The 20115-nt window shown below is 39.1% G+C and carries 22 protein-coding genes; 2 read left to right on the top strand and 20 right to left on the bottom strand.

Going from position 1 to position 20115, the window contains the following annotated elements; all coding sequences use genetic code 11:
* Window positions 1–35: 35 nt before the first annotated feature.
* From G608_RS0102250 to G608_RS19570, 4 genes are all read right to left on the bottom strand, one after another.
* Window positions 36–2111, bottom strand: a complete 2076-nt coding sequence (locus G608_RS0102250; protein ID WP_026494652.1) for a beta-glucosidase family protein — start codon at window positions 2109–2111, stop codon at window positions 36–38.
* Window positions 2112–2148: 37 nt separating this feature from the next.
* Window positions 2149–3063, bottom strand: coding sequence for a carbohydrate ABC transporter permease (locus G608_RS0102245; protein WP_330366847.1), 915 nt, complete (start codon window positions 3061–3063; stop codon window positions 2149–2151).
* Window positions 3064–3065: 2 nt separating this feature from the next.
* Window positions 3066–3977 carry a carbohydrate ABC transporter permease gene (locus tag G608_RS0102240; protein ID WP_330366846.1) on the bottom strand — a complete coding sequence of 304 codons (912 nt, stop codon included), beginning with the start codon at window positions 3975–3977 and terminating at the stop codon, window positions 3066–3068.
* Between the two features lie 122 nt (window positions 3978–4099).
* On the bottom strand, window positions 4100–5605 hold the full coding sequence (locus tag G608_RS19570; RefSeq protein ID WP_051208724.1) for an extracellular solute-binding protein: 1506 nt from the start codon (window positions 5603–5605) through the stop codon (window positions 4100–4102).
* A 378-nt stretch (window positions 5606–5983) separates the two neighbouring features.
* Here G608_RS19570 and G608_RS22100 point away from each other — a divergent pair, with 378 nt between their 5' ends.
* On the top strand, window positions 5984–6964 hold the full coding sequence (locus G608_RS22100; RefSeq protein ID WP_026494649.1) for an AraC family transcriptional regulator: 981 nt from the start codon (window positions 5984–5986) through the stop codon (window positions 6962–6964).
* 155 nt (window positions 6965–7119) lie between these two features.
* Here the strand turns inward: G608_RS22100 and G608_RS0102225 are convergent, their stop codons facing one another.
* From G608_RS0102225 to G608_RS0102205, 5 genes are all read right to left on the bottom strand, one after another.
* A complete protein-coding gene (locus G608_RS0102225; protein ID WP_026494648.1) occupies window positions 7120–7338 on the bottom strand; it encodes a hypothetical protein in 219 nt (72 codons plus the stop codon).
* A 260-nt stretch (window positions 7339–7598) separates the two neighbouring features.
* Window positions 7599–8939, bottom strand: a complete 1341-nt coding sequence (locus tag G608_RS0102220) for an MATE family efflux transporter (RefSeq protein WP_026494647.1) — start codon at window positions 8937–8939, stop codon at window positions 7599–7601.
* A 9-nt stretch (window positions 8940–8948) separates the two neighbouring features.
* Entirely contained in the window at window positions 8949–9542 is a 594-nt protein-coding gene (gene yfbR, locus G608_RS0102215; RefSeq protein WP_026494646.1) for a 5'-deoxynucleotidase, read from the bottom strand.
* A 5-nt stretch (window positions 9543–9547) separates the two neighbouring features.
* Entirely contained in the window at window positions 9548–10177 is a 630-nt protein-coding gene (locus G608_RS0102210; protein ID WP_026494645.1) for an AAA family ATPase, read from the bottom strand.
* Window positions 10178–10302: 125 nt separating this feature from the next.
* Entirely contained in the window at window positions 10303–10731 is a 429-nt protein-coding gene (locus G608_RS0102205) for a LysM peptidoglycan-binding domain-containing protein (RefSeq protein ID WP_026494644.1), read from the bottom strand.
* 479 nt (window positions 10732–11210) lie between these two features.
* Between G608_RS0102205 and lexA the strand changes: the two genes are divergently transcribed.
* The gene (lexA, locus tag G608_RS0102200) at window positions 11211–11828 is read left to right on the top strand and encodes a transcriptional repressor LexA (protein ID WP_026494643.1); all 618 of its coding nucleotides are present in this window, start codon (window positions 11211–11213) and stop codon (window positions 11826–11828) included.
* Between the two features lie 92 nt (window positions 11829–11920).
* Here lexA and rsfS read toward each other — a convergent pair whose 3' ends face one another.
* From rsfS to G608_RS0102145, 11 genes are all read right to left on the bottom strand, one after another.
* Entirely contained in the window at window positions 11921–12289 is a 369-nt protein-coding gene (gene rsfS / locus G608_RS0102195; RefSeq protein ID WP_026494642.1) for a ribosome silencing factor, read from the bottom strand.
* Complete coding sequence (gene yqeK, locus G608_RS0102190) at window positions 12286–12873, bottom strand: bis(5'-nucleosyl)-tetraphosphatase (symmetrical) YqeK (protein WP_026494641.1); 588 nt, start codon at window positions 12871–12873, stop codon at window positions 12286–12288. The genes rsfS and yqeK overlap by 4 nt, the downstream gene beginning before the upstream one ends.
* Window positions 12870–13523 (bottom strand): nicotinate-nucleotide adenylyltransferase, encoded by a 654-nt coding sequence (nadD, locus tag G608_RS19560; RefSeq protein ID WP_035794310.1) that lies wholly within the window; start codon window positions 13521–13523, stop codon window positions 12870–12872. Before nadD ends, yqeK begins: the two co-directional genes overlap by 4 nt.
* A gap of 80 nt (window positions 13524–13603) precedes the next feature.
* A complete protein-coding gene (yhbY, locus tag G608_RS0102180) occupies window positions 13604–13900 on the bottom strand; it encodes a ribosome assembly RNA-binding protein YhbY (protein ID WP_026494640.1) in 297 nt (98 codons plus the stop codon).
* Window positions 13884–15230, bottom strand: coding sequence for a GTPase ObgE (gene obgE / locus G608_RS0102175; RefSeq protein ID WP_026494639.1), 1347 nt, complete (start codon window positions 15228–15230; stop codon window positions 13884–13886). The genes yhbY and obgE overlap by 17 nt, the downstream gene beginning before the upstream one ends.
* A gap of 119 nt (window positions 15231–15349) precedes the next feature.
* Entirely contained in the window at window positions 15350–15634 is a 285-nt protein-coding gene (gene rpmA, locus G608_RS0102170; protein WP_026490668.1) for a 50S ribosomal protein L27, read from the bottom strand.
* 3 nt (window positions 15635–15637) lie between these two features.
* Window positions 15638–15967 carry a ribosomal-processing cysteine protease Prp gene (locus G608_RS0102165; protein ID WP_026494638.1) on the bottom strand — a complete coding sequence of 110 codons (330 nt, stop codon included), beginning with the start codon at window positions 15965–15967 and terminating at the stop codon, window positions 15638–15640.
* A 22-nt stretch (window positions 15968–15989) separates the two neighbouring features.
* On the bottom strand, window positions 15990–16298 hold the full coding sequence (gene rplU, locus G608_RS0102160) for a 50S ribosomal protein L21 (protein WP_026494637.1): 309 nt from the start codon (window positions 16296–16298) through the stop codon (window positions 15990–15992).
* Window positions 16299–16392: 94 nt separating this feature from the next.
* The gene (locus G608_RS0102155; RefSeq protein WP_026494636.1) at window positions 16393–17415 is read right to left on the bottom strand and encodes a ribonuclease E/G; all 1023 of its coding nucleotides are present in this window, start codon (window positions 17413–17415) and stop codon (window positions 16393–16395) included.
* Window positions 17408–18160, bottom strand: a complete 753-nt coding sequence (locus tag G608_RS19555) for a TIGR03936 family radical SAM-associated protein (protein WP_051208722.1) — start codon at window positions 18158–18160, stop codon at window positions 17408–17410. Before G608_RS19555 ends, G608_RS0102155 begins: the two co-directional genes overlap by 8 nt.
* Before the next feature lie 66 nt (window positions 18161–18226).
* Entirely contained in the window at window positions 18227–20104 is a 1878-nt protein-coding gene (locus G608_RS0102145; protein WP_026494635.1) for a TIGR03960 family B12-binding radical SAM protein, read from the bottom strand.
* Window positions 20105–20115 lie beyond the last annotated feature (11 nt).

The following is a 20115-nucleotide window of genomic DNA, read 5'->3' as shown; positions in this document are numbered from 1 at the left end:
AAGTCTCTCTCCGGCCATGAAAAACTTTATTCAGGTTACAATGTTATCTGAGTTTTTACTAAATCTTCCAGGGCTTCACTGGATCCCAGGTAAATAGAATACTCCATTTTTTCAAGAACCCATTCACGCTCTACAGGATTGTAATATTTAAGCTTTTCGATAGGTGTCTTAACAGTAACAACCTTGGACTCTCCTGCTTTTAAAAATACCTTCTCAAAACCGCGAAGCTGTCGAACCGGACGATCTACAGCAGAGTTTTCAAAGCCTGCATAGAGCTGAACGACTTCAGCGCCGTCTCTGTCACCGGTATTTGCAACAGTTACCTTTGCAACAAGCTCATCACCCTCAACAGCTACGCTGGGATCACTGATCTTGAAGGTGGTATAGCTAAGTCCGAATCCATATGGGATAAGGGGCTTAACGTTATTCTTATCAAGTCTTGTGTATCCGTGGTAATACTCGTAGTACTGATCTGTGGCTTCCCAGTCAACCTTCGGAAGATCTTCTTCTTTGTAAGGAACAACGAAAGGAAGTTTTCCTGAAGGATTAACGTCGCCAAAGATTATCTCAGCCAGGGCTGTTCCGCCTTCCATTCCGGGATAATATGCCATGAGCACGGAGTTCACTTTATCTATCCAGTCTGTCATCATGATCATGTTACCGCCGATAAGAACTACAACGGATTTTTTATTGATGCTTCCTGTCTCCTGAAGGAGCTTTACATCTTCATCGTGAAGGCCAAGACCTTTCTTTCTGTCACCGCCGATTGCTCCTGTGTAATTATCTGTTGTGTCTGATGAAATGAATTCGCCTTCATCATCATGGTTATATCCAACAACATATATAACTGCGTCTGCTTCAGAAGCGATTTTCTTTACTTCATCGAGATTTGAAGCGTCTGAATAAAGAATTTCCGCTGAAGGTACAGCTTCTTTTATTCCCTGAAGAGGTGTCTTAACGTAGGGAGGTCTAACCCAGCTGGATCCCTGATCTCCGATTACGTTGGCGTCAGCAAGCTTACCAACAACTGCAATCTTTTTAATGCCTTTATCCAAAGGAAGGACATTTTCATTTTTTACAAGTGTTATAGCTTCTTCAGCAGCTCTCTTTGCAAGCTCTATGTGCTCCTTTGAACCTACAACTGACATGTCATATTCTTTGTGGTCCTTATCAAAAGCAAGAATGGTACGAACGATTCTGACAGCCGCATCATCGATTCTGCTCTCGGGAACAAAGCCGTCCTTAACAGCCTGAACGAGTCTTGGACCAAAGAACTGTGTCCAGAGCATTTCCATATCCTGTCCGCCGTTGGCTGCTTCTACAGTATCAAGAACGCCCCAGCAAAAATCTGACATTACAAAGCCATCAAAGCCCCATTCCTTTTTAAGAACCTGACTTAAAAGGTATTTGTGATGACCACACTGTACGCCATTATAGCGGTTATAGGAGCTCATAATGCTTGCACAGCCTGCATCTACGCAGTCCTTAAAGTGAGGAAGATATACCTCCTGCTCGGTTCTCTGATCGCAGGTAACGCTAACCTTGAATCTGGCATTTTCCATGTCGTTAAAAGCATAGTGCTTTACGCATGCCATGATATCTTCGCTCTGAACACCCTTTACAAGAGAAGCACCCATTCTTCCTATCTGATAGGTCTCTTCACCGTATGTCTCCTGGCTTCTGCCCCATCCGGGATTGTAAGGAAGATTGATACAAACGCCTGCAAAAAGGTTGCCGCCAAAGGCTCTTACCTCCTGACCTATGGCATGTCCGATTTCTTCTTCCAGTGCAGGATTAAAGGTTGCACCTCTTGCCATGGAAACAGGAAAACAGGTTGTTTGGTTATTTCCGCAAACAACACCTCTGGGACCATCCGCGAATTTCATGGGAGGTACGCCTTTATCCGGAAGTCCGCCTGCTTCGTAAGGTTTTACATTATAATGGGCACCTTCTTCGGTTCCAAGAACCAGCTCCATTATTTCGCTTTCCTTCATGGATGTGGCATCAATATTGCCGGCCATGAGGCTGACCTTCTCTTCAAGACTAAGTTCCCCAACTATTTGTCTGGCTTTTTCGTCGAAAGTCATTCTGTAAGTTTTATCTTTTTTCATACCGAGTTGTCCTTTCTGTTTTCACAAGGAATTTCTGTTAGCCTTTAACAGCACCTGCCATCATACCTTTAACGAGCTTATCCTGGAACACGATGAAGAGTGTGATCATGGGAAGTACTGATAAGGTAAGAACTGCCATGATAATCGGGATATCCAGGGAATGCTCACCCTTAAACTGTCCAAGAGCAAGCGGTAATGTCTTGTGCTCAGGGCTGATAAGTAAGGTATTTGCAAATGCGAACTCATTCCACATTGAAACGCCGTTATAGATTGCAAGTGTTGACAATCCTGATTTTGATAAAGGAAGGATCATCATAAAGAAATTCTGATATCGATTGCAGCCATCGATTTCTGCGGATTCTTCAATCTCTCTCGGGATAGTTTTCATAAATGCTGTAAGAATGAAAACTGACATAGGAAGTGCAAATGCAACATAGGGACCTATCAGAGCTTTAAGTGAATCGTAGAATCCAACGGTAGTTGTCAGCTTGAAGATAGGGATAAGTGTTACGTGCATGGGAACCGACATCATTGCTACTATCGTTGCGTAGATAAAGGGATTTAACTTAAATCTCATTCTTGCAAGAGGATATGCCGCAAATGATGAGATTATAAGCATAAGCACCAGAGAAATCGCAACAACCAGCACGCTTCGGAAGAAATATCCAAAGAAGCCATGGGTAACAACCTCTACATAGTTGTTGAAATACCAGGGATCCGGAAGATGGAAAACACCCTGTTGTAGCATATCGAACTGCTTACGGAAGGAGTTCATTATCATAAAGAAAAACGGTGTAAGCGTAAGGACAAGCTGCATCAGCGCAAAGATAATTGCTATCGTCCATGCGATCCTGGATTTTATCTTGGACATGCGATAATCAGTATCATTTGATTTTCCGAGACTGTTTATATCTACTGCCATAGTACCACCATTCAAATTGTTATCTGTCATATTTAATATTCCTCCTTAACCTTAAATACCTTGTTAAAGAGTAATGCGATTGCCGTTATCAAAATGAACATTCCGGCTGCCACGCAGGAACCGTAGCCCATGTTAAATTGCTGGAATGAAAGTTTGTACATGTAGGTCGCCATGAGCTCTGTAGAACCTGAAGGACCGCCCTGAGTCATGTTCCAGATCATATCAAAGTACTTAAGTGATCCGATAAGAGACATTGTGCAGGCTGTTTTGAAGATCGGTCCAAGAAGAGGTATGGCAATCATGCGAATGTACTGCCCTCTGGTAGCACCGTCGATTACAGCAGCTTCATAGATCGTGGTATCGATGTTCCCATATCCGGCGATGAAGTAAACCATATAAAAAGGTGTGAACTGCCATGCCATAACACCGATAACTGTGTAAAGTGCATTAGGTGCTGTACCAAGTAAATCGATTGTGGTTCTTTTACCATTTATAAGTGTTGCCAGAGAAGAAATGATTCCTCCGTTTGTTGCCAAAGCATAGTTAAAAAGGAATGCTATAGCAACTGAACTCATAAGATAAGGTAAAAACCATATTACTTTGAAGATATTGAATTTTTTGCCTCCGGCATCAAGGAATGTTGCGAGCAGCATACCGAGAGGAATCTGAATAAGTATGGAAAATACCATTACTATCAGATTGTGCTGAAATGATTTCCAGAACATTGCATCCTTTAAAAGAGCTTTCCAGTTATCAAGACCGATAAATACTCTTCCTGCCGAGATGCCGTTCCATTTATATCCGCTGATAGCGAATGTATCAATTACGGGATATACTATGAAAATTGCAATCAGTAAGAGCGCCGGAAGCAGGAACACTGTTGCTGCTTTGGCTGTACTCTTTGCTTTTGCCTGAGCAAGCCCCATATTGTTACTTTTATCCACGTTATCTCCTTCCTGTCGCCCTTAGGCGAATAATAAGTAAAACTGCCCGCAGGAAAATAGTGATCCTGCGGGCAGCGGTTTTAATATCCAGCCGCAGCTAAGTAATTAAATGTCTTATTCTATTACTCTTCTGCTAATGCCTTCTGCATTGCTTCATCCTGTTCCTGTCCGATCTCCTCAGGAGTCTTCTCAAGACCAAAGAGCTCGGTCATGCAGTTCTTATGAACTTCTGTTACAGATGCGGGCAGATACTGGTCATACCAAAGCTGTACGTTTGAAGCGTTGAAGAATACGTCTACAACAACCTTGTTACAAGGATCGTCGATACCCTGCTCAAAGCCCTTGATTGAAGGAATTGTTCCGTTTGCAACCTGTGTCTGGTTATAAGTGTCATCGTTGTAGTACTGAGTTGCAAGTACATAGCAAGCATCAAGCATATCCTGGTCTACAGAACCATCTTCCTTGAAGCAGTTGAATGAGAATCCATTACCTATAGCTGTTCCGATTTCAACGTCCTGAGGAACACCCTTAGCCTTAGCTTCTGCATCTTCAGGGAAACGGAATACGCCAACGTTCTCGTTGTACCACTCTTCACTGTCTGCTCTGATACCGGAAACCTGCCATGAGCCGTGAAGCATCATTGCTGCAGAGCCATCATAAAGGAGTGCTCTATCCTGGTTATCATCAGCTGTAAGAGAGTTCACACCATCCGGGAAGTACCCCTTCTTTACCCAATCCTGAATCTTCTCAGCTGCATAGATAAATGCTTCACTTGTGAATGATCCGCCATTTTCCTGTGTATAAGCTGCATCGAATTCAGCATTTCCTGAGTGACGGGCTACCAGGTACATGTAGTACATGGAGCCTGTCCACTTGGAAGCGTTTGCAAGTGCGAAAGGAGTAATGCCGTTCTCTTTAAGCTTTGCGCAAACTTCTTCAAGTTCATCGATGGTTGTGGGAACTTCAAGACCAAGGTCAGCAAAGATTGTCTTGTTGTAGAAAACGTCACATCCTGAAAGTCCGCCGAAAGGAATAGCCAACATCTTGCCATCATAGGTTGACTGTGCTACTGCTGCGTCGATGAAATCCGGATGATCGTATTTAGCATACATATCAGTGATATCGTTTACGAAACCTGACTTGTAGTACTCAGCCATAGGGCCGCCACCCCAGTGAATGTACATGTTAGGAGCCTGTCCTGAACTCATTGCTACAACCAGCTGCTGTTTGTAGTTATCGTTCTGCTGGTGAACCTGGTTAACAGTGATGTTGGGATAATCAGCCATGAATCTCTGAACAGCTGCTTCCTGAGTGCTCTTTCCGGGATCTTCTGTAGCGATATCCCAAAGAGTGATCGTCATAGGCTCGGTTGTCAGTGTAGGCAGATTCTTACCATCAGTCTGTTTGCCTGATGCTGTATCGGTAGCCTCGGTAGCATCTGCTGTCTCTGTAGTCTCAGCTGCTTCAGTAGTATCAGTGGCTTCAGTAGTATCTGCACTTTCGGTACTTTCGGTAGCTGCAGGCTCAGGTTCTGTTGTAGCAGGTGCTGATGATCCACCACCACAGCCGGCAATTGTTGTAACAGTGAAAACTGTTGCAAACAAGGTAGCTAATAACTTTTTACTCATACATAACCCTCCTTATGATTTGCTCGATACTTTCAGATAATTAGTCTGAAAATATCATTTTTGTAAAACATTTATCTGTTTCTTTATGAATTAACAATAAATTATACTGTTAATTTTTGCTCGTGAAAAATTGCTATCTAATATACAAATATTGCTTTTTTATTATGCAAAACGCCAACGTTATTTAATTGATTTTTAATATATGGTGTACAATTTGCCATATTTTCCACTTTTATTCATATATGTATATGTTATAATTACTATCAAATATAAATTTTTGTTTATTATTTCTCGAAATCTTTCGAAAATAATGGCAATTATGGACTTCTATGTAACCTGTCAAAAAATGCTATTTTTCCAAATGTGGGGACTTGGAATATGAGAGTTAAATTTGATGGAGTAAAGGAAAGTGTTAAGCATAAGAAAAACACAAGTCTTCGAATGTATATCAATCAGGAGCACACGGATTATCCTCCTCACTGGCATACAGATATTGAGATAATCTGGATTAAAGAGTCTCCATACAAGGTTGTATGCGGAACTCAGACTTATGATCTTGAAGAGGGCGATATTCTTTTAGTGTGCCCTGCTGTTTTGCATGAAATCTTCTCTCTTTCCTTTGGAACAAGAGTCTATATTCAGGCCGATTTTTCAAGGCTTACGGCGTTAAAGGAAATAGACAAGGCATTCAGACTCATGTCTCCTGCACTTCATATAAGGAAAAAGAACTGTCCTGAGAGCTTATATTCTCAGCTATGTAATCATTTGGATGAAATTAAAGAATTGTATTTTGGCTCTGCTCCGCCTGTTCAGATGAGTGAAGGCCGCCTTGGTCACAGCCTTATGTCGTTTACAGAGCTTGATCCCTATGGGGAACTTGAGATTTACTCGATACTTATGCATTTTATTGTTCTGTGTGGCAAAAACATGGCATCCTTCCAGGCTCCTGAATCTGTTTCATCTGCTTTGGCACATAAAAATACTATATCTCTTGCTAATGTCTGTACTTACCTTTCAGAGCATTTTACTGAGGATATATCTTTGGAGGATGTGGCAGCCTTCGCAGGATTCAGCAAATATCATTTTGAGAGAATTTTCTCAGATTATGCTGGAACTACCTTTTATCAATATTTGCAGCAGATGCGTATAAACTATGCTCAAACACTCCTGTCCAATCCTGAATTATCGATTACCGATATTTCTTATCAGGCAGGTTTTGCCAGCAGTACAGCCTTTACGAGAGCCTTTAGAAAAAGTACGGGTATTCCGCCATCTCAGTTTAGAATGCTTAATGAAGCCAGACATCCGCTTCCTGCGAATCCACAATTTGCCGGTATGAAAAGTAGCACAGTATCGTAATATTATTCCTCTTAAGGAAGACTTCCTAAGAAAACAGATCTTTCTTCATAAAATTCTCGAAATCAGTAGAAAGTAAAAAAGAAGCACCAATCGATATCAAATCGATTGGTGCTATTTTTATCATCTATATTCTATTTCTCTTTATATAATATTCTTTATTCAACTATTTTAGCTATTAAACTTGAAATATTTAAGTCCATTGCAATTGTCTGTTGATCTACAATTACATTTTCACTTGCGCTGTTATCAGCAAGATAAGTTGATGTTTCATTTTTGGACTTAGTAAATAATGATACTAAGGGCACCAAAGTAATGAATATGGCCAAAATTATAATTAAGGCCGTATTTCTCAAGTAATAGTTGTTTTTTTCCATCTCGCCCTCCCATCTATTTGAATAAAAGAACTATTCAAATCGAATTTGATACTTTAGATTTCGTGTAGGATAAGTATATTAAATATTAGGCGAGAAAAAAATTACGAAAAATGAACAATTCTATTCAAAATTCGTTCTTGACAAAAGTGCGTTTCCGTGCTCAATCACACTAATACAGGATTTATGAATATCAATAATTTGATAATTTTACTTAAATATTTTCGCTGAAACTGATTTGAAACTCTGTTTTTGGCTATTGGTTATTTGCTATAAGCCTTAATTTCTTTATACAAACTGTTTCTGAAGATAAAAAACGCAATTATTGTTGTAACGATATCTGAAATAACCTGTGCAGATATAACACCGTTAAGTCCAAGCATTGTTGATGCAATGATAATCACAGGAAGGTAAACAATTCCCTGCCTGCAGGCAGATAATACAAAAGCGCTAAGGGCTTTTCCTGTTGACTGAAATGAGCAGATAAATATAAGGCATACACCAACAAGAGGCATTCCAAGAAGCTGCATTCTGAGCATTTTAGCGCCAAGAGAAATTAATCCCTCATCACTTAAGAATCTTGAAACTATTGGATGTGCAAGTAATGATAGTATTATCGTAAAGAACAGACCGGAACCACCGGTTACTGCTATACCAAATCTAAGAGTTTTCTTTAATCTGGCCATGTTCTTTGCACCATAGTTATAGCCCATAATAGGCTGACCACCAAATGCCAATCCAACAAGTACAAGAAGTGCGATATTTACTATTTTAAGAACAATACCCATTACAGCAATATTGTCATTGCCGTAAGGCATCAGGAATCTGTTGGTAAGTGTAATTCCAATGGTTTGCATAAGATTTGAAATACTTGAAGGTAGACCTATAACAAGAATCTCGGATAATGACCGAAATTCAGGTTTAAATCCTCTAAGTGATAATGAAAGTATTCTGCTCTTTTTAAGTATATAAACTATAAAAAATGTGCATGTTGAAATATATCCAATAATTGTAGCCATTGCAGCTCCGGCAGCGCCAAAGCCCAGAGTAAAGATAAATATCGGATCAAGTATTATATTTATAACCGTTCCGATGATGGAACCTATCATGGATGCTAATGATGCTCCCTCAGCACGCAGAAGGTTTGTGGGAACCAATGAGAAAATTACAAAGGTTGAACCAAGAATCAGCCATCTGTAGTACTGCTCTGCGTATATGTAGGTTTGTTCTGTTGCACCAAGAATACTTAGTATAGAGCCTTTGAAAATAAGCATTAATACAGTAAAAATAATTCCGGTTATTATAGCGGTATAGAAGCAAAATGTACTCTTCTTTTTTGCTTCATCTTCTTTCTTTGCTCCAAGAAGTCTTGAAATAACTGAACTTCCGCCGATACCAAATATATCGCCGATTGCCAACAGTAGCGTAAATAAAGGTGCACAAATAGAAATACCTGCAATTAGGTCTGTATTTCCCGTTAACGCTATAAAATATGTATCAACAAGGTTGTATACAAGCGTAACGATCATACCCATAACTACAGGCATCGCCATTTTCATATATGCTTTTGGAATAGGTGCTTTTTCAAATAATTCATTCTGCATAACAATAACTTATGAGAGTTCGTCAAGAGTCTTTCCATAAGGTTCAAGGAAATCATTCATAAAGTCTTCAACCTCAGGCAGATCCTCTTTTAACTTATTAATGGACTTTAACGTACTCTTCTCTGCCGTTCTAAACTCACTGTTTCCGGCATTCTTCTCCTCTATACATTTTATGAGCGCTGACAATTTGTCTGCAGCCTTCACAAGCCTGCGCATGTATTCTTCATCTTCGCCTTCCTGAGCTTTAAAAATTTCCTCAAAGGCAGGTCGAAGATCCTCCGGAAGCTTATGTAAAAGCGATACATCAGCAATTGCCTCCACCTGTTTATAGGCGCGCTTAATCTCCTCATTATAATACTTCACAGGAGTTGGCATGTCACCTGTAATTATTTCTGAGGCATCATGATAAAGACCAATAAGTGCAGCTTTTTCAGCATCTAAATGTTTTCCGTATCTGATATTTCCAATAATACAAAGCGCATGAGCAATCATCGCAACCTCAAGAGAATGCTCACAGAGATTCTCCTGTCTTGAGTTGCGCATAAGTGCCCAGCGCTCTATATATTTCATTCTTGATATAGTTGCAAAGAAATTATAAGCCATGATGTTTAGTCGTTATTCTCGAAATCCTCTACAAATTGTGTGATAAGCTTAACAGTGCCATCTATTCCAAGGCAGCTGCTATTAATTGTAAGATCATAGGTATCAGATCTGCCCCATTTCTTGGATGAGTAATAATTATAATAGCTCTGTCTCTGTTTATCCTTCTTAAGAAGCATCTCTAATGCTTTATCCTTTGTGGTGATGTCAGGATATCTGCTCATAACACGCTCTATCTTATCTTCTTCATCAGCATGGATAAATACATTTACTACATTTTTATAATCAGCCAGTGCATAATCAGCGCATCGACCAACAATTACGCATGGACCTTCATCAGCAATTTTCTTGATAGTATCAAACTGAGCAAGAAAAATCTTGTGACTGATAGGCATGTCAACAAAGCTTGATGAATTATAACCAAATGAATAGGTATCCATTACGAGATTATAAAGGAAAGAAGTTGTGGGACGCTCATCATGATCCTGAATCATCTCCTGAGCAAATCCACTTTCTTTTGCAGCCCTGGTAAGAAGTTCTTTGTCATAAAACTTAATGCCAAAATACTCAGCAACCTTCACGCCAATTTCTCTTCCGCCTGAACCAAATTGTCTGCCTATTGTAATAATTGTATTCATAACAGAACCTCCACTTCGAATGGTCTTTTAATAATACAATTATAACATATTTGAGTTTACAAAATGGATATTTTTATGCTATATAGCAACAATTATTTTAAATTGTAGTAATACTTGTTTAATTGTCAGTTCACTTCATCCGGATAGTAAGGAACTATTATGTTAGTGCCGGCTGTAAGCTTGGCATCAGTAGATATTTTGTTGATCTTAGCAATATCATTAACCAGAGTCTGTGCTTTTCTGTAGTGAATAGAATCAAGATTGTCATTGGCAATACTCCATACAGAATCTCCGGCTGTTACTGATACAGTCTTATAATAAATGTGCTGTGTATGTGACTCATCAGCACTTGCATCAGAGAAGAATGAAAATGACAGGAACATTCCAAGGAATATAATCATTGCTGTCATTACTACAAATATAATGATTCTACGATGGAGCTGTCTCTCGCGTCTCTTCCTGTTATTGAGAGATCTGATACGGCTCTGTTCGATTACGTCGTAATTGCTGTATGTTCTGTTTGTTCCGTTTACTGTACCGACTGCACTGCTCATTTCATACCCTCCATTATTCGAACAAATGTTGCGAACAACTGTTCTTTAAAATAATATATCGAACATATATTCATTTGTCAACAGAAAATTCGCACATTTGTTCTTTCTGAAATCTTAAAGAAATCATTCGTTTCAGTTCATATTTTGTTCATATTTATAAAGTAATATATGTATCAAGATAGTTGATGAACGAAATCACTATCTCCCCCTCATAAGAAAATCGCAGGACACTCACATCTATGTGGGTGTTTTGTGATTTTATGAAGTTTTTTCTTTATCTATTACTTTATTTATTTCACCGCGGTTTTCTGAACTGTCTTAATAATAAATCACGAACTGTCCCATAAATGTCACACTTTTAATAACGTTTATTTGTATTCATTTATGCGTATACTTTAAAAAGCGAATATATGTTTGCATATGTTGTGTATATGTGATAAACTGAACGTAGGTTCATACTAATTGTTGGAGGGAGAAATATGTCAAAAGGGAAAATTTCAGCAAAACAACAGGAAATACTTGAATATATGAAGCAGGTTATTCTGGATAAGGGATATCCGCCTACAGTCAGAGAGATTTGTGAGACTGTTAAATTAAAGTCAACATCATCTGTTCACTCTCATCTCGCATCACTTGAGAAGAACGGGTATATTAAGCGAGATCCCACAAAGCCCAGAGCAATCGAAATCTGCGATGACAGCTTTAATATGATAAGAACAGAAATGGTAAGCATACCTGTAGTTGGTCAGGTTGCGGCAGGTCTTCCGATACTTGCAGAGGAAAATATAGATACCTACTTCCCTATCCCGGCATCTATGTGTCCTAAGGGATCAGATACATTCATTCTTAATGTTAAGGGTGATTCAATGATAAATGCAGGAATTTATAATGGGGACAAGATATTTGTTCAGAGTTGTAATACAGCAAAGAATGGTGATCAGGTTGTAGCACTTATTGATGACTCTGCTACCGTAAAAACCTTCTATAAAGAAAGCGGCCACATAAGATTGCAGCCCGAGAATGATTCAATGGATCCTATTATCGTTGATGATTGTGAGATTCTTGGAAAAGTATTCGGAGTACTTAGATTATATTAAAGATTAAGGAGGCTCGATTGAGCCTCCTTTTTAAATAAAAAAAGAGCAAATACCTATGAAAATCACATAAGTATTTGCCTCTAATATCTTAATTAAATTTCGTCTTTAGTGACCTTTTTGCCATCGCGCCATATTCTCTCAAGATCGTAGAATACTCTGTTTTCCTTGTCGAATATGTGAACTATTATGTCCTCGAAATCCTGAAGGATCCAAAATGCACTTTCATATCCTTCGATGTCCTTCTTTTTGTAGCCTGCTTTGTAAAGTTCTTCTTCTACTCTGTCAGCCATGGCCTGGATCTGAGATCTGTTTGTTCCGTTTGCAATAATGAAATAATCACCAAGGGATGATACTTCACTGATATCAAGAATCTCGATATCTTCGCCCTTAGTGTTCTCAAGAGCTTCAACAGCGATCTTTACCATTTTCTTTGATTCTTCTAAGCTATGTGAATTACTCATTTCTCTTCTGCCTTTCTTAAATAGTATTCATAAGTGTCCTGGGTCATAGAATCACATTCTTTATCTATATTTTTTAGATAATTAAGAGTATCCCTTAGAATTAAAAGCATGCACTTGTCTAAATCGCGAAATGCCTCCTTGCGAATAATATCCATATGCTCTAAGGGTTTTCTGTTTGGTTCAATGAAATCAGCGATAAATACAATTTTTTCAAGAGTAGTCATTCCGGGATGCCCCGTAGTATGCCATCTTATTGCATTTAAAATCTCTTCATCTTCTATTCCATACTTAGTTCTTGCAAGACACATTCCGGCTTTCGCATGAATAAGTGAAGGATTACGCCTTTCTACATCTGATACTTCAACACCGTTTTTCTTGCATATTTTTATCTGCTCATCATGATCGAGGTTCTTGGCACAATCATGAAGATATCCTGCCACAAGAGCTTTCTGAGTATCTGTATCAAAGATTGCAGCCATATTGGCAGCGGTATATGCTACCCCGAGAGTGTGATCAAATCTCTCAGATTTCAGTGCATCCTGCATTTCCTTACGGAACTTTTTGGATAATTCAACGGTTTTCATTTAACATATACCTTCATATCATCGTCATCTGATACGGAAACGCCTGAATAAATATTCTTAAGAATAGCAAATTCAATTACAGAATCAGGAACCATATATCTCACGGATCTGCCGGAAAGAAGTCTCTTTCTTATATCGCTGGATGATAGGTCAATGTTTCTGAACTGAAGTATGCGAACGTCTGCACCATATTTATCGTGAAGGTAACTGCGCTGCTTGTCCATATCCTCTATGGACATATTATCTCTTACAGCTGCAAGAATAATACAACTCTTAAAAAGTTCTTCACTTTTATACCAGTTCTCAATTTGCTTAAAAGTATCGCCGCCAAGGATAAGATACAGCTCATCACCGGGATACATCTTCTTAAGCTCATTAATTGTATCTATGGTATAGGTGTTGCCTTCCCTGTCTATTTCAAGTCTTGAGCAGGTAAAATATGGATTATTATCTATCGCAAGCTTAACCATCTGATAGCGCATCTCACCTGCCGGAATATCCTCATCCTGTTTTAAATAGGATTTGCCTGTAGGAATATAGATAATTCTATCAAGTCCAAACTGCTCTCTTGCTGCTTCACCAAGAAGTAAATGAACATTATGTATTGGGTTAAATGTTCCGCCTACAATTCCAATTTTTCTGGGTGCCATAATATATACCTCGTGTTAGTTAAAAATAAAAGTCTATTTATATTATTTTATCACAAAAGCAGACCCAAATTGTATCCAAGTTACTTAGGAAGTTTGATTTCGGGTTCATCCTTAAAAGGTTTATAAAGTACAATTTTACGCCCTATAACCTGAACCAGAGTTGATCTTGTTCTGTCAGCAACTGTTCTTGCAACTTCATTTACATCATCAAGACAGTTCTTCTGTACTGTTCCCTTAATCAGCTCCTTAGTATTAAAACACTCTGCTACAGAATCTGTAACTTCAGGTGTTATAGAAGCTTTACCTATAGAAAAAACAGGCTCGATTGTCTGAGCGAGTCCTTTTAAATATGCGCGCTGTTTACTGGTTAAGTTCATCATCTACCTCCATTTCGGTATTTGTATCAGCATTCTTATAATAATCGAAGCTGTAACCATACATTCTTACTGTATCACCTTCCTGAATTCCAAGAGCCTCAAGCTGATCCAGTATACCTGTTTCTTCTAAGAAGTTCTGGAAGAAAGCAAAGCCCTTTTCAGAATCAAGGTTGGTATAACCAAGCATCTTTTCAATCTTAGGTCCTTCGATAACATATTCCTTCTCGTCGGAATCATAAGTAACTGAGAATGCTTCTGCTTCTTCTTTAAGCTCTACTTCAGGGTCATACTCACTTTCGAATACAACTGTTGTATCGCCAATCTTATCAAGCTCTGTACTAATGTAATATAAAAGCTCATTGATACCCTTTCCTGTAAGGGTGGATGTAGCGAATACTTTTACTCCCAAAGGTTCATATTTATCTCTAAGCTTTCCTATGATCTCACTGTCTTCACCATCAGGAAGCATATCAATCTTATTTGCTGCTATGACCTGCACCTTTTTTGTGATATCTGCATTGTATTTGGAAAGCTCATTATTTATTGCTTCAATGTCTTCAAACGGATCTCTGCCCTCTGTCCCTGCAACATCTACAACATGGATCATCATCCTTGTTCTCTCAATGTGACGAAGAAACTCATGACCAAGACCGGCACCCTCTGCTGCACCTTCAATAAGTCCGGGGATATCGGCAACTACGAATCCCTTAGCATCATTAAGACTTACAACGCCAAGCATAGGAGTAAGTGTTGTGAAATGATAGTTTGCAACCTTGGGTCTGGCATTTGACACCTTTGTAAGGAATGTTGATTTACCGACATTGGGGAATCCAACGAGACCTACATCAGCTATCATCTTAAGCTCAAGTAAAATCTCAAGCTCTTTAGCGGGCTGACCGGGCTGCGCATAACGCGGAGCCTGCATGGTACTTGTTGCATAATGCATGTTACCATTACCGCCTTTTCCACCTTTAAGAAGCACAAACTCTTTAGTGTCCTTTGACATGTCTACAATTACTTTTCCGCTTGCGGCATCCTTTATAACGGTACCTTCAGGAACCTTTATAACTATGTCCTTACCCTGTTTACCGTGGCATCTTCTTTTTCCGCCATCCTCGCCGTTTTCAGCTTTATATTTACCACCAAAATGGAAATCGGAAAGTGTATTTACACCGGGATCAACGACTACAACTACATCGCCGCCTTTTCCGCCGTCACCACCATCGGGGCCACCGTTAGCAACGAATTTCTCTCTTCTAAAAGAAATATGGCCGTCGCCACCCTTACCGCTTTTGACAAATATTCTTGCTCTATCAACAAATGCAGGCATATTCTCTCCTAAAATAAATGTTATATCTCAAATATTGAGACAAAGCGCCAATGCGCATCAATTAAGTAAAAAATAGCTCCAAACATAAAATGTTTGGAGCTTAAAAAAATCGAAACTGATTACTTCTCTACAGCGTAAACGCTAGCCTGCTTCTTATCACGGCCCTTGCGCTCAAAACGAAGTACACCATCAACGAGTGCAAAAAGAGTATCATCCTTACCGATACCAACGTTTACACCGGGATGAATATGTGTGCCGCGCTGTCTGTATAAAATATTTCCAGCCTTTACGAATTGTCCGTCAGCTCTCTTTGCTCCAAGGCGCTTTGACTCAGAATCACGACCGTTTTTGGTTGATCCTACACCCTTTTTATGAGCAAAAAATTGAAGGTCCATATTCAACATGACTTACACCTCCTCGAATTTAATGTCCAAAAATTCATTACCATATTGTTTGAAAACTCCTGTAATACCGAGTTCGAAGGATTTTAACAATAACTCACCTTCTGCTGAAAAGCCATTCTCTGAAGTAACTAAGATATGACCCTCTTCGGCATTTGCATCACAGGTAAAAGCATCATCTGTAAACTTTTCGAGGGAATTAACAGTGTTAATAGTGAGCATGGAAATGGCTGCACATACAATGTCTTTCCCGTATTCGCCGGATCCTGCATGTCCGCTTAATTCAAAGCCCATGTATTCGCCGTCAGAATTTTTACGAATTACGATACTAGTCATATTTCAAACATCTTCTCCAAGATTAAAGAGAAATCTTGTCAATCTTCACGCTTGTGAAGCACTGTCTGTGACCGTTCTTCTTGTGATATCCAGTCTTAGACTTGTACTTGTAAACGATAACCTTCTTGCCCTTGCCCTGTTCCATAACAGTTGCGCTAACCTTAGCGTTTGCTACATCACCAGCAACCTTAAGAGTTGTATCATCATTTACTGCAATAACATTATCAAATGTAACTTCTTTTCCGGCTTCTACGTCAAGCTTCTCAACGCGGATTACATCGCCTTCGGAAACCTTGTACTGCTTACCACCAGTAACTATAATTGCGTACATAAGGCACCTCCTTCTTCTAAATCTCGCTAACTATGGTGGGATAAAAAAGTATCCACTTCGACCTCGTTAAGCGGCATACTGTGATATAATAACATCACAAATGTTTAAAGTCAATAGTTTCTGACAAGGATTTATACTTTTTATCTCTGGTAAACTCCATTATACCAAGTCCTGTCAGATCTATGAATCTCAAATGATCGGGATCACCGGAAGTAATCTCTTCTATATATTTAATGAGCTCATTCTGCAATTCCTTATCCTTCATTGATACAAAATCAATAAGTATCATTCCGGAAAGATTTCTGAGCCTTATCTGCCTGACACATTCATCTGCTGCTTCTTTATTTAATAATAAGAAAAAATCATCTGTTTTCTTTTGGCTCTTACCTGAATTAACATCTATCAGGTTCAGCGTTTCGGTCTGCTCTACAATAATATATCCACCTGATTTAAGCCATACCTTCTTTTTTAATAAATCCTCGGTTTTGCTTGTTATGCTGTAGTGAACTGCAAGAGATATTCTCTGCTCTTCTTCGTCATAGTATTCACAGTCAATATTGTTCTCAATAAGCTCATCGCATATGCTTTTGATATCAGATACTATTTTATAATCATCGGTATCAGATGTTTTTGATAAACGATGTTTTGCTGCATCTATCTCTCCGCTGAGAGTAAGTCCTCGATTTATAATAAGCTGATGCTCAGTTCTGGTCTTAGCAATATTTATAAGCTTATTAAGATCGCCATCATACTCGGATGAATGAAGCTTTATTTTTGAAGACAGTCTTGCCTGCTTTGTTTTATGTTCATCAGTTCTGATCTGAACAAGTAAAATATCACCCGGTTTTATCTCTGAAGCATTATTCACATGTCTATTAAGAACGCATTCAGTCGGTATTGTTTTAATTGGTAAAAAACCTATGCCGCGTTTACCCTGGCCTGCCTCAAAGCGCACAAAAAGAGCATCAATATTATTAGCTTTATTTTCTACTCTACCCGAGTAGACATTTCCTCGTCTGTCATTACCGTCAAGAACCTTAAGATATTCAAGGGTTCCATCTGTAAAGCCAAGGATCGAGAGCTTGTCATGCCACTTCGTAATAACAATATCAGACATATATCTTACCCATTTCAGCTTTTCCGGGAGCAGCAAAGGAGAAGTCATAGAGTTTTTCAGGAATCATGGGCTGAACATAATGTCCCTTCTCATCCTCTCCGGCCAGATAAGTTTCAACTCTGTGGAATACAGCAGCAAATTCCTGCATTTCTTCTCCGGCAAAATTATAAAGACTTTCGATAAAAAGCGCTGCCTTCAGGTTATTAGCGCTTCCGGCAGATAATAACAAATGTATTTTATCGTCTAAAATCTCGTATTTAAATATCAGAGGTTTAATATCGATTGTTTTCTCACCGTTCTTGGTTTTCTTAATTGCAGGGATTTCAGGCTGTTCCATGAATGCCTTCATAGTAGCCTCTAAATTGAAATTTGGTGCCTTACCTTCTCTGAAGGAAATAAGGTATTCAGCTGCAGCAACGCTGGTCATGGCGTTCACACACTTCTCTGGAAGAGCCGTAACAGCAATTATTACGATGCCTTCATTCATTACTTCATTCAAAGCATTCATTACAGCCTCAGGTGATTCCAAAGAATTGACAGTCATGTCAATATAATCTCCATCTGTAGTTGAACCCACGCTTAAAGGTTGAGCAAATGAAAGAATTTGGTGAGGACTTAAGCCCTCGCTGTATTTAATATCTATTTCAGCACGTCTTATAGCCTTTTGAACATAACGCATTACGTCCAAATGTCCAAGAAAGCGAATGGGACCATGCTTTGAAAATTTTAATCTAAGTTTTTCCATGTTTTTTCCTAAGTCTAATTATAAAAATATCAATTATTATCTGATAAATACTGTAGTAATCTGAAGTTATACTCCTGTTTTGGGTTGGAAGCAGATACCGACACCATAATTAGCTCCGCCGCAGCCCATACATGCCTGTCTGCAGTTAGGTGACACAACGCCCTGTTTTGAGCGTTCCCATTCTCTCCAAAGGAATTCCTTTGATACTCCACAGCTTATCATATCCCAAGGAAGGATCTCGTCCTTTGTTCTTTCACGTTTTACATAGAACATAGGATCAAGACCGGCATTTTCAAGCTCTTCCATCCAAATGTTATTTTTAAAGAATTCGCTCCAGGCATCAAAAATGCAGCCTCTTTTATAAACATTATAAATAACAGTAGATAGTTTTCTGTCACCTCTTGCGAGAATTCCTTCAAGCATGCTGGCGTCAGCTTCATGCCAGTTATACTTTATATGCTTCTGGTTAAGCTGGGACATAATACCTTTTCTGGTAATGTTTGCTTTTTCAAGAAACTCTTCCTTAGTGTTCATTGATGCCCACTGGAATGGAGTAAATGGTTTCGGAACAAAGAAGGATGTACTTGCAGTAATCTCTATCGTTCTGCCGTTTCTCTTTTCCTTGGGAACGGTTTCAAAGTACTCAACTGCTATTTTATTTGCTATATCTCCGATACCTTCGATATCCTCTGTGGTTTCACCGGGAAGGCCAAGCATGAAGTAAAGCTTAACCTTATTCCAACCACCAACAAAGGCTTCGTGGGATCCCTTAAGAATATCCTCTTCTGTAAGGCCTTTGTTTATAACATTTCTCATTCGCTGAGTGCCGGCTTCAGGTGCAAAGGTAAGTGAAGATTTCTTAACATCCTGAACCTTACTCATAACATCAAGCGAGAAGGCGTCAATTCGAAGTGACGGAAGTGAGATGTTTACCTTGTGCTCATTACAGTAATCAATCAGGAACTCAAGGAGTTCGTTAAGCTTTGAATAATCACTGGTACTAAGTGAGCTTAAAGAGATTTCTTCATAACCTGTGTTTTTAATAAGAGTCATAGCATACTCTTTGAGCTTTTCGACGTCTCTTTCACGAAGCGGTCTGTAGAGCTGACCTGCCTGGCAGAATCTGCAGCCTCTGATACAGCCTCTCATGACTTCGATTACCGCCCTGTCCTGAGTGACCTTAATAAAAGGCATTACAGGCTTCATGGGATAATAAGCATCACTAAGATCTGTGCAAAGTTCCTTCTCAATTACAGCAGGTGCACCTTCAAGAGGCTTGATCTCACTTACTGTTCCGTCCTCATTGTAGTTAATCTCATAAAGAGATGGTACGTACATTCCGGGTATCTGTGCTACCCTCTTAAGGAAATCTTTTCTTGATATGCCCTCTTCCTTGCATTTTTCATATAGATCAAAAAGGTCACGATATCTGGTCTCGCCTTCTCCGATATAGAAGATATCAAAGAAATCTGCGATTGGCTCAGGATTATATGTGCAGGGACCTCCGCCTATTACAATAGGATCGTTTTCTTCCCTGTCCTTGCTGTAAAGTGCAATGCCTGACAAATCAAGAACCTGAAGAATATTGGTATAACACATCTCATACTGCAATGTAAAACCAAGAAAATCAAAATTCTTCACAGGGTCCTGCGATTCAAGCGCAAAAAGCGGGATATTTTTCTCTCTCATGATCTTATCAAGATCATCCCATGGAGAATATACCCGCTCACACCATACGTCTTCATATTCGTTGAACATTCCGTATAGTATCTGAATTCCGAGATGGGACATACCAATCTCATAAACATCAGGGAAACAGAATGCAAAACGTATTTTTACATCAGAAAGATTCTTGATAACAGAGTTAACCTCACCGCCAACATAGCGCTCTGGTTTGCCAATGCTAAGAAGAATCTCATCTGATAAAGCTAATTTCTCGTTCAAACTACACCTCA

The sequence above is a fragment of the Butyrivibrio sp. WCD3002 genome (assembly GCF_000424265.1).
Lineage (GTDB): Bacteria > Bacillota > Clostridia > Lachnospirales > Lachnospiraceae > Butyrivibrio.
This window is presented reverse-complemented; position numbering and strand designations above follow the sequence as displayed.

Bases quoted from the DNA above. Each gene is read 5' to 3' on its own strand.
- G608_RS0102250 (WP_026494652.1), bottom strand. From the start codon at position 2,111: ATGAAAAAAGATAAAACTTACAGAATGACTTTCGACGAAAAAGCCAGA.
- G608_RS0102245 (WP_330366847.1), bottom strand. From the start codon at position 3,063: ATGACAGATAACAATTTGAATGGTGGTACTATGGCAGTAGATATAAAC.
- G608_RS19570 (WP_051208724.1), bottom strand. From the start codon at position 5,605: ATGAGTAAAAAGTTATTAGCTACCTTGTTTGCAACAGTTTTCACTGTT.
- G608_RS22100 (WP_026494649.1), top strand. From the start codon at position 5,984: ATGAGAGTTAAATTTGATGGAGTAAAGGAAAGTGTTAAGCATAAGAAA.
- G608_RS0102225 (WP_026494648.1), bottom strand. From the start codon at position 7,338: ATGGAAAAAAACAACTATTACTTGAGAAATACGGCCTTAATTATAATT.
- G608_RS0102220 (WP_026494647.1), bottom strand. From the start codon at position 8,939: ATGCAGAATGAATTATTTGAAAAAGCACCTATTCCAAAAGCATATATG.
- yfbR (WP_026494646.1), bottom strand. From the start codon at position 9,542: ATGGCTTATAATTTCTTTGCAACTATATCAAGAATGAAATATATAGAG.
- G608_RS0102210 (WP_026494645.1), bottom strand. From the start codon at position 10,177: ATGAATACAATTATTACAATAGGCAGACAATTTGGTTCAGGCGGAAGA.
- G608_RS0102205 (WP_026494644.1), bottom strand. From the start codon at position 10,731: ATGAGCAGTGCAGTCGGTACAGTAAACGGAACAAACAGAACATACAGC.
- lexA (WP_026494643.1), top strand. From the start codon at position 11,211: ATGTCAAAAGGGAAAATTTCAGCAAAACAACAGGAAATACTTGAATAT.
- rsfS (WP_026494642.1), bottom strand. From the start codon at position 12,289: ATGAGTAATTCACATAGCTTAGAAGAATCAAAGAAAATGGTAAAGATC.
- yqeK (WP_026494641.1), bottom strand. From the start codon at position 12,873: ATGAAAACCGTTGAATTATCCAAAAAGTTCCGTAAGGAAATGCAGGAT.
- nadD (WP_035794310.1), bottom strand. From the start codon at position 13,523: ATGGCACCCAGAAAAATTGGAATTGTAGGCGGAACATTTAACCCAATA.
- yhbY (WP_026494640.1), bottom strand. From the start codon at position 13,900: ATGAACTTAACCAGTAAACAGCGCGCATATTTAAAAGGACTCGCTCAG.
- obgE (WP_026494639.1), bottom strand. From the start codon at position 15,230: ATGCCTGCATTTGTTGATAGAGCAAGAATATTTGTCAAAAGCGGTAAG.
- rpmA (WP_026490668.1), bottom strand. From the start codon at position 15,634: ATGTTGAATATGGACCTTCAATTTTTTGCTCATAAAAAGGGTGTAGGA.
- G608_RS0102165 (WP_026494638.1), bottom strand. From the start codon at position 15,967: ATGACTAGTATCGTAATTCGTAAAAATTCTGACGGCGAATACATGGGC.
- rplU (WP_026494637.1), bottom strand. From the start codon at position 16,298: ATGTACGCAATTATAGTTACTGGTGGTAAGCAGTACAAGGTTTCCGAA.
- G608_RS0102155 (WP_026494636.1), bottom strand. From the start codon at position 17,415: ATGTCTGATATTGTTATTACGAAGTGGCATGACAAGCTCTCGATCCTT.
- G608_RS19555 (WP_051208722.1), bottom strand. From the start codon at position 18,160: ATGGAAAAACTTAGATTAAAATTTTCAAAGCATGGTCCCATTCGCTTT.